Genomic DNA, 16030 nt, shown 5'->3' on the forward strand with positions numbered 1-16030 from the left:
ACCTGACTCAGATAGAAATATTATACAGCAGGTAAAATTTACCCGTCAATGGTTCAAATTTTACCCCGGCGCCATTTTTCGAAAATTTCTGCCACTTCTTCACTTAAAGGAATTTTAGCCACGGGTCTTATCGTCGTTGTTTTTCTTACATCTTTCTTGATTTCGCCTTGAATTTCTTCCATTTCAACAAGCAGTTCACGAGCGGATTTCCTTAGGGCCCCTTGGCCGAAGATCACCCACTGTTCCGTGAAGTCAGAGGTTGCCACTTGAATTTGCGTTTTGACATTATTCAGTTCAATGGCCATCTTTTCAATTCTTTCATCCGCAGTTTCATTTTCTTTTGTAAAAATTACGTCAACTTTGTGATTTTTGAATATGCGGGCAATTCCCTGAACATATTGAGCGTCAAATACGACAATTACACGGTATCCGGTAAATGCTTGATATTCCGCCATCATTTCTATCAACCGGTCCCTTGCAGCAGCAAGATCCCTTTCCTTTAATTCTCTCAGTTCCGGCCAAGCTCCAATAATGTTATAACCGTCCACCAACAGAATATTCATTCCATCATTGCCCTAGAGGATTTCTTTTTCTATAAACCTCATACATCAATAAACCGGCTGCTACCGATGCATTTAACGAAGTTACTTGACCTGCCATAGGGAGACGGACGAGAAAATCACATTTATCCTTCATTAACCGGGCCATGCCTTTTCCTTCGCTACCGATAACAAGCCCGATAGGCATCTTTCCATCCATGTTACGGTAATCATCGCTGCCTTTCGCATCGGTACCGACTATCCATACCCCACGCTCTTTCAACTCTTCAACCGCTCTTGCCAAATTTGTAACGCGAGCTACCGGAATATACTCGATTGCACCCGTCGAGGCTTTTGCCACTGTTGCCGTCAAGCCAACCGCTCTCCTTTTTGGAATGATGATTCCATGGGCTCCGACTGCATCAGCCGTCCTCATGATCGAGCCTAGATTATGCGGATCTTCAACTTCATCAAGGATCATGAAAAAAGGTGCTTCGTCCCGTTCAGCCGCTTTTGCGAATAGGTCATCCAGCTCCACATATTCATATGCAGCCACTTGTGCGATAACGCCTTGATGGATGCCTTCTGCCATTTGGTCAATTTTTTTCTTCGGTACGATTTGCACGAATACCTTCTTTTCCTTCGCCAGACCGATGAGTGGCTGCATCGAGCCTTTTTGCGAGCCTTCGGCTATCCAAATTTTATTAATATCCCGTTCGGAACGAAGAGCTTCCAATACGGGGTTTCTGCCAATGATATATTCTTCGCTCATGGGTTACTCCCCTTTTCTTCTTCAATGTATTCAATGGATTTTTTGATTAGTTCTTCCATTCTTTCTATACGGCCGGATAAATACAAAAATCCCATAAGTGCCTCGAAGGCTGTACTGTAACGATACGTTTGCACATCTGTATTTTTCGGTACAGAACCGGATTTTGCATTTCGGCCGCGCCGAACGACAGCGGATTCCTCTTCCGATAACCAATCTGACTCCAGGAAAAAGTGAATGATTTTATTTTGCGCTTTAGCCGCTACAAAAGATGTAGCTTTTTTGTGAAGTAGATTGGGCTTGACCGATCCTTTTTGAATGAGGTGATGCCGTATATATGTTTCGTATACGGCATCACCTATATATGCTAAAGCAAGACTGTTCAGCATTTTTGCATCTACCTTACTATCGTAATGAAGCATTAATTACCCTCTTTTCCATCTTGTACCTTGAGGGGTATCCTCTAATATGATATTCATGTTTTTCAAGCGATCACGAATTTCATCAGATAACCCAAAATTGCGGTCTTTCCGCGCTTGAATTCTCTGCTGTATCAACCCTTCAATTTCTTCATCCAAAAGCCCCTCTTCTTCAAGGGATAAACCCAGGACAGAAAATAAGATGTTGAATTTTTCAAGGAAAGCATTAATCACTTCCTTGTCTGTGTTTTTCTCCATCAAGTAATAATTCGCCTGTTTGGAAAGTTCAAAGAGCATGGATATTGCATTAGCTGTGTTGAAATCATCGTCCATTTCCTTAATGAATTGTTCATGTAATTCATTAAGCTTCTCCAACCAAACATCATTATTCTCAGTCAATCCGTCACTTACTTGAAGGCGGTGCTTTAAGTTTTGATAAGATGTCCTTAAGCGTTCAAGGGACGCTTTTACATTTTCAAGCACTTCTTCGCTATAATTGATGGGATGACGGTAATGTACAGATAACATGAAGAAGCGTAACACTTGTGGATCATGCTTCTGAATGATGTCATGCACAAGGACGAAATTGCCTAAGGACTTAGACATTTTTTCATTCTCAATATTTATATACCCGTTATGCATCCAATAATTCGCAAAGGTCTTACCCGTCAATGCTTCGGATTGTGCAATTTCATTTTCATGATGCGGGAAAGCCAGATCTTGACCCCCTGCATGAATATCGATCGTATCGCCCAAATACTTTTTGACCATTGCGGAGCATTCGATATGCCAGCCAGGACGCCCCTTACCCCATGGGCTCTCCCAAGATATTTCATCATCCTTGGCCGTTTTCCAAAGGGCAAAATCAAGGGCATCTTGTTTTTTCTCCCCTATTTCAATACGGGCCCCCACACGCAGCTCATCGATGGACTGATGCGAAAGCTTTCCATATCCCTCAAACTTACGAGTGCGGTAATACACATCCCCTTCAGATTCATAAGCGAATCCTTTCTCAATTAATGCCGAGATGAATTCAATGATTGCATCCATGTTCTCCATTACGGTTGGGTGAGCATCCGCTTTTTTGCAGCCCAATGCCGACACGTCTTCAAAATAAGCCTTGATGAAACGCTCTGAGATGGTCGGGACATCTTCACCCAATTCTTTTGCAGCGCGAATCAGCTTATCATCCACATCCGTAAAGTTCGAAACGAATTGCACATCATATCCACGGTAATCCAAATACCTACGAACGGTATCGAATACGATTGCCGGTCTTGCATTACCTATATGAATGTAATTATAGACAGTGGGCCCGCATACATACATCTTCACCTTTCCCTCTTCAATCGGGACGAAGGTTTCCTTTTTTCTTGTTGCTGTGTTATATATTTTAATCGCCATTTTATAGACTCCTTTCTTCCTGCTTCTGTTCAGCCAGCTTCTCTCTTAAGGCCCTGAGTTCACTATCCAATTCCTTAAAGCGATCAGCGATTGGATCAGGAAGATCACAATGATTTAGGTCTTTGTTGATTTTGATACCATCTTGAATGACCACTTTACCTGGAATGCCAACCACTGTAGAATTAGGTGGCACCTCCTTTAAAACAACCGATCCTGCACCGATTTTTGAGTTTTCCCCAACAGTGATGGAACCCAGCACTTTTGCTCCTGTAGCAATCAGGACATTATCCTTTATCGTAGGATGACGTTTTCCCTTTTCCTTTCCTGTTCCCCCAAGGGTTACACCTTGAAAGACTGATACATTGTCGCCAATTTCACAAGTTTCGCCAATGACGATCCCCATTCCATGGTCAATGAAGAAACGACGGCCAATCGTAGCCCCTGGATGAATTTCAATTCCGGTAAAAAACCGACTGATTTGAGATATACTTCTTGCCAGGAAAAAGAATTTCTTCTTGAATAGTGCGTGAGCCATCCTATGACTCCAAATCGCATGTAAACCCGCGTACGTCAATATGACTTCCAAATAGCTGCGCGCAGCAGGATCTTGATCAAAAACCACTTCGATATCCTCTTTAAACATCTTTAACAAAATGATTCCCCCCTATGTTCCGTCCTTTTCCAACATCCCCTTTTGAAGCTTTTAAAGCATATAAAAAAGCGTCTCTGTCCAAATAGACAGAGACGCTTGAAGCGCGGTTCCACTCTGTTTGGAATGTTAAAACCAGATAAAGCTTTTTCCTGTTTTTTCATCCCCAACTTTAATCCCTGTAACGGAGGAAATTCCGCCTGTGCCTACTATAAGTTAGTTCAGCAAAGGACTCAAGGGTGCATTTCAGGAAAACGAGAGGCTTGAACCACTTTCAGCAGGTTATGGTTCTCTCTAAAAAGCTTCGTTTACTTACTTCTCCCCATCTACGCGTTCTTTTGTAAGATTATTAAATACTATATTACATTTTCGACAAATTGTTAATATAAAATACTCTGAATACGCTGTTTAATTTTTTCCTTGCCCAGCAATGAAATCGCCTTAGGCAAGTCAGGACCATGTGTTTGACCCGTGACTGCAGCCCTTATCGGCATGAATAATTTTTTTCCTTTATGACCTGTGCCTTTTTGTACGGCTTTAATCGACTTCTTGATTTCATCCGCGTTAAATTCTTCAAGTCCTTCAATCTCCTGAAGGAAAGCTTTCATGACTTCCGGTACCTGTTCTTCAGCCAGCACTTCCTTAGCTTCTTCCTCGAACACGACCTCATCCTTGAAAAACAGTTCAGATAGCTCGACTATTTCCGCTCCATAGCTCATCTGCTCTTGAAAAAGGGAAACTAGCCCATGTACCCACTCTTCTTCTTCGGCGGTCAGTGTCTCTGAAACCTTCCCGGCTTTAATTAAGTGAGGCATTGACAATTCCACTGCACGATTGACGTCCAATTGCTTCACATATTGGTTATTCATCCATGTAAGCTTTTGTTTATCGAAAAGTGCAGGTGATTTAGACAGCCGGTCAGCATCAAAAATATTAATGAATTCTTCCTTCGTGAAAATCTCTTCCTCCCCGACCGGAGACCATCCTAGTAATGTAATGAAATTGAATAACGCTTCTGGTACATAACCAAGCTCTTCATATTGCTCAATGAATTGAATGATCGACTCATCACGTTTACTCAGTTTCTTCCTGCTTTCGTTTACAATCAGCGTCATATGTCCGAATACCGGCGGTTCCCAACCGAAAGCTTCATAAATCATCAATTGTTTTGGAGTATTGGAGATATGATCATCACCGCGAAGGACATGGGAAATCTTCATCAAATGATCATCGACGGCCACTGCAAAGTTATAGGTTGGAATGCCATCTTTTTTAACGATAACAAAATCACCAAAGCCATCTGTTTCAAACGAAACCTCATCCTTGACCATATCTTTGAAAGTAAGGACCTTCCCAGCCGGAACGGCAAAGCGAATGCTCGGTTTTCTTCCTTGAGCCAATAGTTCCGCTTGCTCTTCCTCAGTTAAATGCTTGCACTTCCCTGAATATTTTGGTGTTTCATTGCGTTCGACCTGTCCTTCACGCTCTGCTTCAAGTTCTTCTTCCGTACAATAGCATTTATATGCCAAACCCTTATCTAAAAGCTCTTGATACAGTTCCTGATAAAGGTCGTTCCTTTCGGATTGACGATATGGCCCGTATTCACCGCCAACATCAACACCTTCATCCCAATCCATACCAAGCCATTTCAAATATTTAAGCTGACTATCCTCTCCGCCTTCAATATTTCTCTTTTGGTCGGTATCTTCAATACGAATGATGAATTTCCCGCCTTTATTTCGTGCGTATAAATAATTAAATAAAGCAGTCCGTGCATTACCAATATGTAAATGTCCAGTCGGACTCGGTGCATAGCGAACTCGAATATCACTGCTCATGATATATATAGACCTCCCAGTCGTTCTATTCTATTGTATATATTATCATTTAAATACATTGGGATAAAGGCATCCACCCTAAAAACGAATTTAGTTTGATTTAACCAATAAGACTACAGCCTGTGCCGCGATTCCTTCGCTCCTGCCTGTAAATCCAAGTTTCTCGGTAGTGGTCGCCTTTACATTAATTCTGTCTGTCGACGCATCTAAAAGTTCAGCAATCCTGCCTCGCATCTCCTCAATATACGGTGCCATTTTCGGGCTTTGTGCAATGATTGTACAGTCCGCATTGCCTAGGGAATATCCTTCCTTTTTTACAATTGCCCAAATATACTGCAGCAGTTTTGCCGAATCGGCATCTTTAAATTCAGGATCGGTATCCGGAAAATGCTTACCGATATCCCCTGCACCAATTGCACCCAAGCAGGCATCAGCAACAGTATGCAGAAGGACATCCGCATCAGAATGCCCTAGCAAACCTTTCTCATACGGAATCGTAATCCCGCCAATAATCAAAGGTCTACCCTCTACAAGCTGATGAACGTCATATCCTTGTCCTATTCTAAACATATCATTCTCCCCAATCATCTTTTTCCATGTTGTTGTTTATGTAAAATCGCTTCTGCAAAATAAAGGTCTTCCTGAGTCGTAATTTTAATATTATCATAATTGCCCTCAATAATAACTACCTGTTCATTGATCCGCTCTAGCAAACTTGCATCATCCGTCCCTAAAAATGCTTCAGCTTCTGCCTGTTCATACGCACTTTTTAATATGGATACACGAAAAGCTTGTGGAGTTTGCACCGCCCACAAGCTTGATCGTTCCACTGTTTCCACTACCTCTTTGTTTGCCGCTTTTTTAATCGTATCCTTAACGGGCACTGCAATTACGGCACCTCCATGCAGGGAGGCGGCAGTAGTCAATTCACTGATTTGCCCAATATTGATAAAAGGGCGGGCACCGTCATGGACCAGGATGATGTCTTCTTCTGCATGTTGCAGTCCATTATACACGCTTTGTTGGCGCTCCTTGCCACCCATGACCAGTGTCTTGACCTTTTTAAGCCCATACGCTGCTATCAATTGATTGAAATAATCCTTTTCTGCCGGGTTTATCGAAAGGATAATCCCCCGACAGTCAGGATCTTCTTCGAAGACACGCAGTGTATAAACAATGATCGGGATACCCGATAGTTCAATAAAAAGTTTATTCTTGCCCGCCTTCATTCTTTTGCCTTGTCCAGCTGCAGGTATCACTACTTCATAAAACATAACGGTTTCTCCTACTCTTCTTTATAATGCTTTTTCTAATAGTTTCGGCTTAGCGAATATCATCCGGCCTGCTGAGGTTTGCAATACACTTGTGACAAGTACATCGATCCGTTTCCCGATATGGTCACGGCCACCCTCGACTACGATCATGGTACCATCGTCCAAATAAGCGATGCCTTGGTTCTGCTCTTTCCCGTCCTTGATGACTTGAACATTCATCTCTTCCCCGGGAAGTACAACAGGTTTAACGGCATTGGCCAGGTCATTGATATTAAGGACCGCCACATTTTGAAACTCGCATACTTTGTTTAAATTGAAATCATTGGTAACGACCATACCGCCCGATATTTTGGCAAGCTTCACTAGTTTACTGTCCACTTCCTGGATGTCTTCAAAATCCCCCTCGTACATCTCCACTTTAATCGGTAGGTCTTTTTGAATCCGATTCAAGATATCCAAACCGCGTCTTCCGCGATTCCTTTTCAATGCATCAGAAGAATCGGCAATGTGCTGCAGTTCGTTTAATACGAATTGAGGAATGACTATGGTACCCTCCAGAAAGCCCGTCTGACAGATATCCGCAATTCTACCATCAATGATGACACTAGTATCGAGAATCTTCAGCCGCTTGCTATACCCCTCTTCATCCTCTTCGCTTGCTTCACCATCAGTATTCTTTTTCTTATTGCTTTTCATGAATAAACTCAATAGCTCATCACGTTTTTTAAAGCCCACCTGAAAACCAAGATAACCAAATAAAAGCGTAAGGATGATAGGTACCACTGTATTTAAAATAGGAACCTTGATGGCACTGAAGGCGGAGCCAACCAAGAACGCCGCAAGCAGTCCCACTAAAAGGCCGACGCTGCCAAAGATTATATCCGTAATCGGTATCTTAACAAGCTGTTCCTCCAGCCACTTCATAAAATAGATCACATGATCTACTGCCCAAAAAGTTATAAGATAAAAGATAATGGCACCCAACAGTACACTTACATAAGGATTGTTTAATAAAGCAATATCGTCTGCATGTAAAACAATTAATAATTCAGGAATTAGTAACATACCAAGTGTTCCGCCGACTATTAAGAAGCATGCTTGTATAATGCGTTTTAACATCCCTTTCACCTCCCTCTACTCATTATTGACCAATAAAATAAAATGAAACCTTCGAAAATTCGTTTTCATTATATACGTTAAATTCACTTAAGGAATTAGTGGATTTACAAATACGACTTCTTCTCTTTTTCGTAATATTAGCCTAGCACCCTGAGTTTTGAGTGTCAAAAATAAACACCAATCAATTTCAAGCTGGTTCAGGTGAATGTTAAAAGGCCAGCGGCTCCTTACATCCTTCTATTTGTGACCAGCTGATTTTTTAAAATGCGGAGTCCTTCTTTGATTTTATTGGCGCGGACTTCACCTATACCCTCCACATCGTCAAGGTTTTCAACCGTAGCTTTATTGACTTCACTAAAGCTTCCGAACTGTTTCACTAAATTTTCGATGATCAAACCCGGCAGGCGTGGGATTTTATGAAGAATACGGTAACCACGGGGATGTACTGACTCATCAAGATGTATGTATCCATGATAGCCCAGCACCTTCAGAAGAATGCTTTCATCCAGTTTTTCCTGCATGGCCAACTCTTGAAGCCTAAAAATGATTTCCTCGGGATTTTCATCATTACTGGAGGTATAATCCTTGATAAGCCATTTTCCTTCCGTTTCAATATCTGCCAGGATTTCATTCATTTGCAAACGGATCAATCTTCCTTCCGTACCAAGTTCATTAAGGTACGTTAGTAGCTCGGCCTTGATCCTGAGCACCATTACATAACGGTGAAATACCTGCAAAAGGTCGGCATAGGTCACGATTTCCTCAAACTCGAGCGCTCCTAAGACCGATATGCTCTGCTGCAGGACCACCTTGTATTTTTCCAGGGTCTGGATGGCCAAATTAGCCTTAGCGAGTATGACACCTATATCTTTAAGGGCATACCGGAAATTGCCCTGATATAAAGTGATGACATTCCGGCGTTGTGAGATTGCGATGACCAACGACTTGGTCTCCCTTGCCACACGTTCCGCTGTCCTATGCCGCATTCCCGTTTCAGTGGAAGGTGTGCTATTATCCGGCACTAATTGGGCATTTGCAAAAATGATCTTATCGGCCGTTTCATTTAAAATGATGGCCCCGTCCATCTTCGCCAACTCATATAATGTGCTGGGGGTACAGTTGCAGTTGATTTCGAAGCCGCCATCCACGATCGTTCGCACTTTCTCGTTATATCCGACCACTATCAAACCACCTGTATTTGCCCTCAGGACATTTTCAATGCCCTCCCGAAGCGGGGTACCCGGTGCTACAATTTGCAGAATTTCCAATTTTGTTTTCTCATACCCTTTTTTATCTGTCATACTTAACCCCCTAACGTTTGTTTAAGAGCCTCCGAAACCGATGAAACACCAACGATCTTAATACCTTTCGGGGCGGTCCATCCCCCTATATTATTAGCCGGTATGATAACCCGCTCAAACCCTAACTTCGCTGCTTCCTGCACCCTTTGTTCTATCCGTGACACCCTTCTAACTTCCCCAGTCAGCCCCACTTCACCAATGATGCAATCGGCAGGGTTTGTTGGTTTATCACGGAAGCTTGATGCAATGCTTATTGCGACAGCGAGGTCAATTGCCGGTTCATCAAGCTTGACCCCACCAGCAACCTTTAAATACGCATCCTGGTTTTGGAGCAGCAAGCCCACTCTCTTTTCCAGAACAGCCATTAAAAGCGAAACTCGATTGTGGTCAATTCCCGTGGCCATTCGCCTTGGGTTTCCAAAACTTGTAGGTGAAATCAATGCTTGAATTTCGACAAGCACTGGCCTTGTGCCCTCCATGGATGCGACGACCGTGGAACCCGAAGCTCCTTGCGACCGTTCTTCAAGGAAAATTTCCGATGGATTCGCAACCTCTTCCAATCCATGTTCTTTCATTTCAAAAATACCCATCTCATTCGTCGAACCAAAGCGATTCTTGACCGCGCGTATAATTCGATATGTATGGTGTCTTTCTCCTTCAAAATATAAAACGGTGTCAACCATGTGCTCAAGCAGCCGCGGTCCCGCAATGGCCCCTTCCTTTGTAACGTGACCGACGATAAAAATCGCGATCCCGTTCGTTTTAGCTATGCGCATGAGTGAGGCTGTGCATTCCCTCACTTGTGAAACGCTTCCCGGGGCAGATGTAACCTCCGAATGATATACCGTTTGAATGGAGTCAATAATGACCAAATCCGGTTTTACCTCTGTAATGGCCTGTTGGATATAGTCCATATCGGTTTCAGAATAAACGAATAGATGTTCCGACATGGTCCCAAGCCGGTCCGCTCTCAATTTGGTCTGCTTGACTGATTCTTCCCCTGATATATATAGCACTTTTTTCTGTTTATGCGCCAATTGTGATGATACCTGTAAAAGCAGGGTGGATTTACCGATACCCGGGTCCCCTCCGATCAATACAAGTGACCCCTGTACGATCCCGCCCCCAAGAGCACGATTCAATTCCATTAAATCCGTCTTAATCCGTGGTTCTTTTTCTGATTGAATGGTCGTTATGGGTGCTGCCTTCTCCCGTTCCCCGGAACCTCTAACCTCTGAATGGGTAAAAGCGCCCTTTCTAGCAGGTTTAACGATTTCGGTTTCCTCGACCATTTTGTTCCATTCACCGCAGCCTGGGCATTTTCCCATCCATTTCGCGGACTCATATCCACAAGACTGACACATAAATTTTGTTTTCTTTTTTACAGCCATAAATTACTCCTCTTCCTTTGGAAAAAATATCTATATTAAGGATATTATATCTCTGTTTTATTTAAACCTTCTTAAGGCTAAGTTTTTTTAAAAAAATATTCACTTTGCTTGTCCCGTTTATACTCATATCTGCCTATAGATAAAAAACAGAGGTACACTGCAAAAGAATCTGCGTGTACCTCGAAGTTTAGGATCAGGTTATTCACTTACATTAACAGGCTCGCCTTGCCGGATTGCAAACTCATTATTCACGACATCCATTACGACCGTTTGCCCTTTTTTCACGTTGCCCTTAAGCAACTCTTCGGATAGATAATCTTCTACATGCTTCTGAAGCGCCCTGCGGATTGGCCTTGCCCCATATTCCGGATCAAAACCTTCCGTAGCAATTTTTTCTCTAGCCGCATCTGTCAGCTCCAAGTATATCTCCTGTTCTTTCAAACGGGTAGTAAGCTGATTTGACATTAATGTAACGATTTGTTTCAAATGATCCTTCTCTAATGAGTGGAACACGATGGTTTCATCAATACGATTCAGGAATTCCGGACGGAATGCACGTTTGAGTTCTTCCATCACTTTCCCTTTCATATTTTTATAGTCCTGGCCAGTATCCTGGATGTTAAAGCCGACATACTTATCGATTTTCAAGGCCGACGCACCTACATTCGATGTCATGATCAGAATGGTATTCCTGAAATCGACAGTACGCCCCTTGGAATCTGTCAGTCTTCCGTCTTCCAATACTTGAAGAAGGATATTGAAGACATCCGGATGCGCCTTTTCTATTTCATCAAGCAGAACGACGGAGTATGGTTTCCTCCGCACTTTTTCCGTTAACTGACCGCCTTCTTCGTATCCAACATATCCTGGAGGGGATCCAACAAGACGTGAAGTCGAATGTTTCTCCATATATTCGGACATATCGATGCGAATCATGGCATCTTCATCACCAAATATGGATTCAGCCAAAGCACGGGCAAGCTCGGTTTTACCGACCCCTGTAGGTCCCAAGAAGATGAATGAACCAATTGGACGTTTAGGATCTTTCAAACCTGCCCTTGCACGTCGTACTGCTTTAGAAACCGCAATGACGGCCTCTTCCTGCCCAATTACACGATCATGGAGGATTGACTCCATATTAAGCAATTTATCTGACTCTGTTTGCGCCAATTTAGTGACTGGCACTCCCGTCCAGCTGGATACGACATGTGCAATGTCATTCACAGTGACTTCACTGTTCTCCTGCCCTTGTTTTTCTTTCCAAGTTTTTTTCGTTTCTTCCAATTGTTCTCTTAAGCGTTGTTCCGTATCGCGAAGCGAAGCAGCTTTTTCAAATTCCTGACTCTGAACGGAAGCATCCTTTTCCTTGCGAACATCATCTAGCTTCACTTCAAGTTCCTTTAAGTTAGGTGGCGTTGTGTATGAGCGCAGTCTAACCTTAGAGCCAGCTTCATCAATCAAGTCAATTGCTTTATCCGGTAAAAAGCGATCGGAAATATAACGGTCGGATAACTTGACTGCGGCATCAATCGCTTCGTCAGTAATCGATACGCGGTGATGTGCCTCATAACGGTCACGCAGCCCCTTGAGAATTTGGATGGATTCCAAAATAGTCGGCTCATCGACTTGGATTGGCTGGAAACGACGTTCAAGCGCAGCATCCTTTTCAATATACTTACGGTATTCATCCAATGTTGTAGCACCGATACATTGTAATTCACCACGGGCCAATGATGGTTTTAGGATATTGGAGGCATCAATGGCACCTTCTGCACCACCTGCACCAATCAATGTATGCAATTCATCGATGAATAGGATGATATTACCCGCCTGACGTATTTCATCCATAACCTTCTTCAACCGGTCCTCAAATTCACCACGGTATTTAGTACCAGCCACAACAGTACCCATATCAAGTGTCATTACGCGTTTATCGCGTAAAATTTCAGGTACCTCATTATTGATGATCTGTTGGGCGAGCCCTTCAGCAATGGCTGTTTTACCTACCCCAGGTTCACCGATCAATACTGGGTTATTTTTTGTACGACGGCTTAATACCTCAATGACACGCTGTATTTCCTTACTTCTTCCGATAACGGGATCCAAGCTTCCTTCCCTGGCAATCGCAGTTAAATCACGGGCTAGGCCATCCAGTGTCGGTGTGCTCGCATTTGAAGCGGCAGAACCTTGATGACCACCTGATTCATTGCTGCCCAAAAGCTGTAATACTTGTTGTCTGGCTTTATTTAAACTTACACCAAGATTATTCAATACGCGGGCAGCTACACCTTCCCCTTCTCGTATAAGACCTAAAAGAACATGCTCTGTCCCAACATATGAGTGACCTAATTTTCTTGCCTCATCCATGGAAAGTTCAATGACTTTCTTGGCTCTCGGGGTATAATGTATCGTTTGAGCCGTATCCTGTCCACGGCCAATTAAATTTTCCACTTCTTTCTGAATCTTATCCGGACCCAATCCAAGAGCATATAACGCTTTGGCTGCAATACCATCACCTTCTCGGACAAGACCCAGTAAAATATGTTCCGTGCCAATATTATTATGACCTAAACGGATTGCCTCTTCTTGGGCTAATGCTAATACTTTCTGGGCTCTTTCAGTAAAACGACCAAACATCATAGGGAATTCCTCCTTAAGAATTTTCGTTTTGAATAAAGTTGCTGGCAATTCTCTAAGTAATGGCAGAAGCTTATTCTTGCTCCATATCTATTACATGAAATTTGATACTCCCTAAAGAGGTCAATGACCTCTATGAGGAGGAAGATTCCGTGAAATTCAAGCGTTCCCGGATGAGTGCTGCTCTACGAATATCCCTTTCATGGGGTCTTAAAGGGCCGCCTGCGTACTTTTGTAAAAATCCTGACTGCGTCAAAATCATCAACTCATTTAAAATGCTTTTGGAAATATTTTTTATATACCCAAGATCTATCCCTAACCTAACATCGGAGATACAGGTAGCTGCTTCCTTGGTCTCGATGATTCGAGCATTGGACAAAATCCCATATGAACGGAAAATTCTATCTTCTAATTGTATGTGGGAAGTCCTCGCTAATGCATCCCTCGCTGACCGTTCCTGGGCTATGATTTGTTGCACTACACTTGTTAGATCTTCAACGATATCCCTTTCCGACTTTCCAAGAGTAATTTGATTGGAGATTTGAAAAATATTCCCTAACGCTTGACTGCCCTCTCCATAAATCCCTCGAACCACCAACCCCAATTGGTTGATAGCCGGTATGATATTATTCATCTGCTGTGTAAGGACCAGGCCGGGAAGATGCATCATGACTGAAGCCCTTAATCCTGTTCCCACATTAGTCGGACAACTAGTTAGGTATCCTCTTTCTTCATCATATGCATAGTCTATGGATTCTTCAATCCAATCGTCAAGAACATTTGCAATCTTTAAGGTTTCCTTCAGCTGCAATCCCGACATTAAACATTGAATACGGAGATGATCCTCTTCATTTATCATGATACTTATTTCTTCATTTTCCGAAAGGAGACATGCGCTTTTCGCTGAATCTTCAACTAAATGAGGACTGATTAAATGTTTTTCAACGAGAACGCGCTTTTCCAGTGGCTGCAATTGGTCAATCTCTAAAAGTTCCAGTTTCCCAATCTCTGGAGTCACTTCTTCTTCAATTCTTTTTTTGACCAATTCAATGATTTTTTTAGCTTCTTCGTTAGAAAAGGAGGTTGGGAAGGTAAAGTCTTTGAAATTCCTGGCCAGCCGAATCCGCGAACTCAATACAATATCGATTTCCGGCCCTTCGGCACTCATCCAGGAACTCAAAGCATTTTCTACAAACTTTTCCAAGCTCATAATTCCTCGCCTCCCTCTTGGGCTTCAAACCTTTTTTCAAGGGAGCGTACCTTATCTCTTACCTCTGCCGCTTTCTCAAATTCCTCTTGATCAATGTGGGCCTTTAAAACTTCTTTCAAATCTGAAATTTGCTTTCGAAGATAGATGGTGCCACCGATCCTTTTTGGAATTTTCCCTATATGTGCTGTATTGCCGCTATGAACCCTCTTTAATATGGGATTTAACTGTTCATTGAACGTTTTATAACATTCGGCACAGCCAAACTTACCAATATGGACAAATTCTTTATAAGATCGATGACAATGCGGGCAACGCCTCTCTTCCGTTTTAGGAAATGCATTTGCCTTCGTCTGTTGAATATTCGACTCCATATTCAACAATCCTGCTAATAAATTATTTATTGAAAAACCAGGTCCACCTGCATCCATGAATATTTCGCCTTTTTCCTGAGCACATTTCTCACAAATCATGACTTCAGTCTTTTTTCCATTGATGATTTTGGTGAAGTGCAGGGTAGCAGGCCTTTGATGACATTCTTGGCAAATCAACGTTCATCACCTCTGCCAGTTTCATTTATATTTTAAAGTCGTAAGCATCGCAGTTAAAATTCTTGCCCTAAGTTCATCGCGGTCAGGTAGGTCGATATAAATCACCGATCTATCTATGACGCTCATCATAATCTTTGCTTCTCTTTCATTAATGACGTCTTCATTCATCAGCCTTGAAATTACTCCTTCAGCCATCGATTGAGTTACCCTTGAACCAATAAGCGATAATAATTGGTTGATAAGTTGCACGGAATCCTGTGATTCCACCTTCATGATGCGTATATAACCGCCGCCTCCACGCTTACTCTCTACAACATAACCTCTCTCGATGGTAAACCTGGTATTGATTACGTAATTGATTTGAGAAGGAACACACTGAAATTTATCTGCTATTTCACTTCTTTTAATCTCCAAGATATCTCTTTGACTTATTTCAAGTACTTGCTTCAAATAAGTTTCGATAACATCAGATATGTTTCTCACTCAGCCTCCTCCATTCTGACTTTGACTATATTTGACTATTATTATACAAGGAATAATGCATTTTGCAACTTAAACGCACTTTCTTTCTGTAATATCCATTTTCTCCAAATTATATGTAGTTACATACCCCATTGAACATTAAAGTTGAAATATCTTACATTAATACCCTAAAAAGATAAATGCAAAACCTGCTATTTTATCTTCTCCTTAAGGTTTCACAACTTAAATACTGCCCAAACCCCAGCTCACCAAAAATAAGGCCAGCTCCATGCTGTCCCTGAAATAAAAAACTTTTTAATTACGAACATCAAAAAAGACCAGCCGGATGGCTGATCTTTTTAAATGGCTTGGCGGCGTCCTACTCTCACAGGGGGAAACCCCCAACTACCATCGGCGCTGAAGAGCTTAACTGCCGTGTTCGGAATGGGAACGGGTGTGACCTCTTCGCT

At 42.4% G+C, this 16030-nt stretch carries 15 protein-coding genes, 1 rRNA gene and 1 other annotated feature; all 16 genes read right to left on the minus strand.

The genetic code is table 11. The features are described 5' to 3' along the window. Positions 1–53: 53 nt before the first annotated feature. Positions 54–563 (minus strand): NYN domain-containing protein, encoded by a 510-nt coding sequence (locus ACIQZD_RS24870; protein ID WP_402907268.1) that lies wholly within the window; start codon positions 561–563, stop codon positions 54–56. A 4-nt stretch (positions 564–567) separates the two neighbouring features. Then, on the minus strand, positions 568–1311 hold the full coding sequence (rlmB, locus tag ACIQZD_RS24875; RefSeq protein WP_137016895.1) for a 23S rRNA (guanosine(2251)-2'-O)-methyltransferase RlmB: 744 nt from the start codon (positions 1309–1311) through the stop codon (positions 568–570). Next, a complete protein-coding gene (locus ACIQZD_RS24880) occupies positions 1308–1730 on the minus strand; it encodes a Mini-ribonuclease 3 (protein WP_402907271.1) in 423 nt (140 codons plus the stop codon). The genes rlmB and ACIQZD_RS24880 overlap by 4 nt, the downstream gene beginning before the upstream one ends. Before the next feature lie 3 nt (positions 1731–1733). Continuing rightward, on the minus strand, positions 1734–3131 hold the full coding sequence (cysS, locus tag ACIQZD_RS24885; protein ID WP_402907273.1) for a cysteine--tRNA ligase: 1398 nt from the start codon (positions 3129–3131) through the stop codon (positions 1734–1736). A 1-nt stretch (position 3132) separates the two neighbouring features. Beyond that, on the minus strand, positions 3133–3783 hold the full coding sequence (gene cysE, locus ACIQZD_RS24890) for a serine O-acetyltransferase (protein ID WP_101225864.1): 651 nt from the start codon (positions 3781–3783) through the stop codon (positions 3133–3135). A gap of 85 nt (positions 3784–3868) precedes the next feature. Then, positions 3869–4118: a binding site (T-box leader), on the minus strand. Positions 4119–4160: 42 nt separating this feature from the next. Then, positions 4161–5618: a glutamate--tRNA ligase gene (gltX, locus tag ACIQZD_RS24895; protein ID WP_402907275.1), complete on the minus strand. Its 1458-nt coding sequence runs from the start codon at positions 5616–5618 to the stop codon at positions 4161–4163. 90 nt (positions 5619–5708) lie between these two features. Beyond that, on the minus strand, positions 5709–6188 hold the full coding sequence (ispF, locus tag ACIQZD_RS24900; protein ID WP_402907277.1) for a 2-C-methyl-D-erythritol 2,4-cyclodiphosphate synthase: 480 nt from the start codon (positions 6186–6188) through the stop codon (positions 5709–5711). Between the two features lie 14 nt (positions 6189–6202). Continuing rightward, entirely contained in the window at positions 6203–6892 is a 690-nt protein-coding gene (gene ispD, locus ACIQZD_RS24905; protein ID WP_402907279.1) for a 2-C-methyl-D-erythritol 4-phosphate cytidylyltransferase, read from the minus strand. A gap of 21 nt (positions 6893–6913) precedes the next feature. Next, positions 6914–8011, minus strand: a complete 1098-nt coding sequence (locus ACIQZD_RS24910; RefSeq protein ID WP_137016904.1) for a PIN/TRAM domain-containing protein — start codon at positions 8009–8011, stop codon at positions 6914–6916. Positions 8012–8238: 227 nt separating this feature from the next. Further along, positions 8239–9312, minus strand: coding sequence for a DNA integrity scanning diadenylate cyclase DisA (gene disA / locus ACIQZD_RS24915; RefSeq protein WP_402907282.1), 1074 nt, complete (start codon positions 9310–9312; stop codon positions 8239–8241). A 2-nt stretch (positions 9313–9314) separates the two neighbouring features. Next, the gene (radA, locus tag ACIQZD_RS24920; RefSeq protein ID WP_402907284.1) at positions 9315–10703 is read right to left on the minus strand and encodes a DNA repair protein RadA; all 1389 of its coding nucleotides are present in this window, start codon (positions 10701–10703) and stop codon (positions 9315–9317) included. A 198-nt stretch (positions 10704–10901) separates the two neighbouring features. After that, positions 10902–13343: an ATP-dependent protease ATP-binding subunit ClpC gene (clpC, locus tag ACIQZD_RS24925; protein ID WP_402907286.1), complete on the minus strand. Its 2442-nt coding sequence runs from the start codon at positions 13341–13343 to the stop codon at positions 10902–10904. Between the two features lie 130 nt (positions 13344–13473). Beyond that, on the minus strand, positions 13474–14550 hold the full coding sequence (mcsB, locus tag ACIQZD_RS24930; RefSeq protein ID WP_101225857.1) for a protein-arginine kinase McsB: 1077 nt from the start codon (positions 14548–14550) through the stop codon (positions 13474–13476). After that, positions 14547–15098 (minus strand): protein-arginine kinase activator protein McsA, encoded by a 552-nt coding sequence (gene mcsA / locus ACIQZD_RS24935; RefSeq protein WP_402907289.1) that lies wholly within the window; start codon positions 15096–15098, stop codon positions 14547–14549. The genes mcsB and mcsA overlap by 4 nt, the downstream gene beginning before the upstream one ends. A gap of 21 nt (positions 15099–15119) precedes the next feature. Then, a complete protein-coding gene (locus ACIQZD_RS24940) occupies positions 15120–15581 on the minus strand; it encodes a CtsR family transcriptional regulator (protein ID WP_402907291.1) in 462 nt (153 codons plus the stop codon). 345 nt (positions 15582–15926) lie between these two features. Continuing rightward, a 5S ribosomal RNA gene (gene rrf, locus ACIQZD_RS24945) occupies positions 15927–16030 on the minus strand; the annotation flags it as partial.

The organism is Peribacillus sp. NPDC096447, from assembly GCF_044762725.1.
GTDB lineage: Bacteria > Bacillota > Bacilli > Bacillales > DSM-1321 > Peribacillus.

Excerpts from the sequence above, each read along its gene's own strand:
- ACIQZD_RS24870 (WP_402907268.1), bottom strand. The coding sequence starts at position 563 with ATGAATATTCTGTTGGTGGACGGTTATAACATTATTGGAGCTTGGCCG.
- rlmB (WP_137016895.1), bottom strand. The coding sequence starts at position 1,311 with ATGAGCGAAGAATATATCATTGGCAGAAACCCCGTATTGGAAGCTCTT.
- ACIQZD_RS24880 (WP_402907271.1), bottom strand. The coding sequence starts at position 1,730 with ATGCTTCATTACGATAGTAAGGTAGATGCAAAAATGCTGAACAGTCTT.
- cysS (WP_402907273.1), bottom strand. The coding sequence starts at position 3,131 with ATGGCGATTAAAATATATAACACAGCAACAAGAAAAAAGGAAACCTTC.
- gltX (WP_402907275.1), bottom strand. The coding sequence starts at position 5,618 with ATGAGCAGTGATATTCGAGTTCGCTATGCACCGAGTCCGACTGGACAT.
- ispF (WP_402907277.1), bottom strand. The coding sequence starts at position 6,188 with ATGTTTAGAATAGGACAAGGATATGACGTTCATCAGCTTGTAGAGGGT.
- ispD (WP_402907279.1), bottom strand. The coding sequence starts at position 6,892 with ATGTTTTATGAAGTAGTGATACCTGCAGCTGGACAAGGCAAAAGAATG.
- ACIQZD_RS24910 (WP_137016904.1), bottom strand. The coding sequence starts at position 8,011 with ATGTTAAAACGCATTATACAAGCATGCTTCTTAATAGTCGGCGGAACA.
- disA (WP_402907282.1), bottom strand. The coding sequence starts at position 9,312 with ATGACAGATAAAAAAGGGTATGAGAAAACAAAATTGGAAATTCTGCAA.
- radA (WP_402907284.1), bottom strand. The coding sequence starts at position 10,703 with ATGGCTGTAAAAAAGAAAACAAAATTTATGTGTCAGTCTTGTGGATAT.
- clpC (WP_402907286.1), bottom strand. The coding sequence starts at position 13,343 with ATGATGTTTGGTCGTTTTACTGAAAGAGCCCAGAAAGTATTAGCATTA.
- mcsB (WP_101225857.1), bottom strand. The coding sequence starts at position 14,550 with ATGAGCTTGGAAAAGTTTGTAGAAAATGCTTTGAGTTCCTGGATGAGT.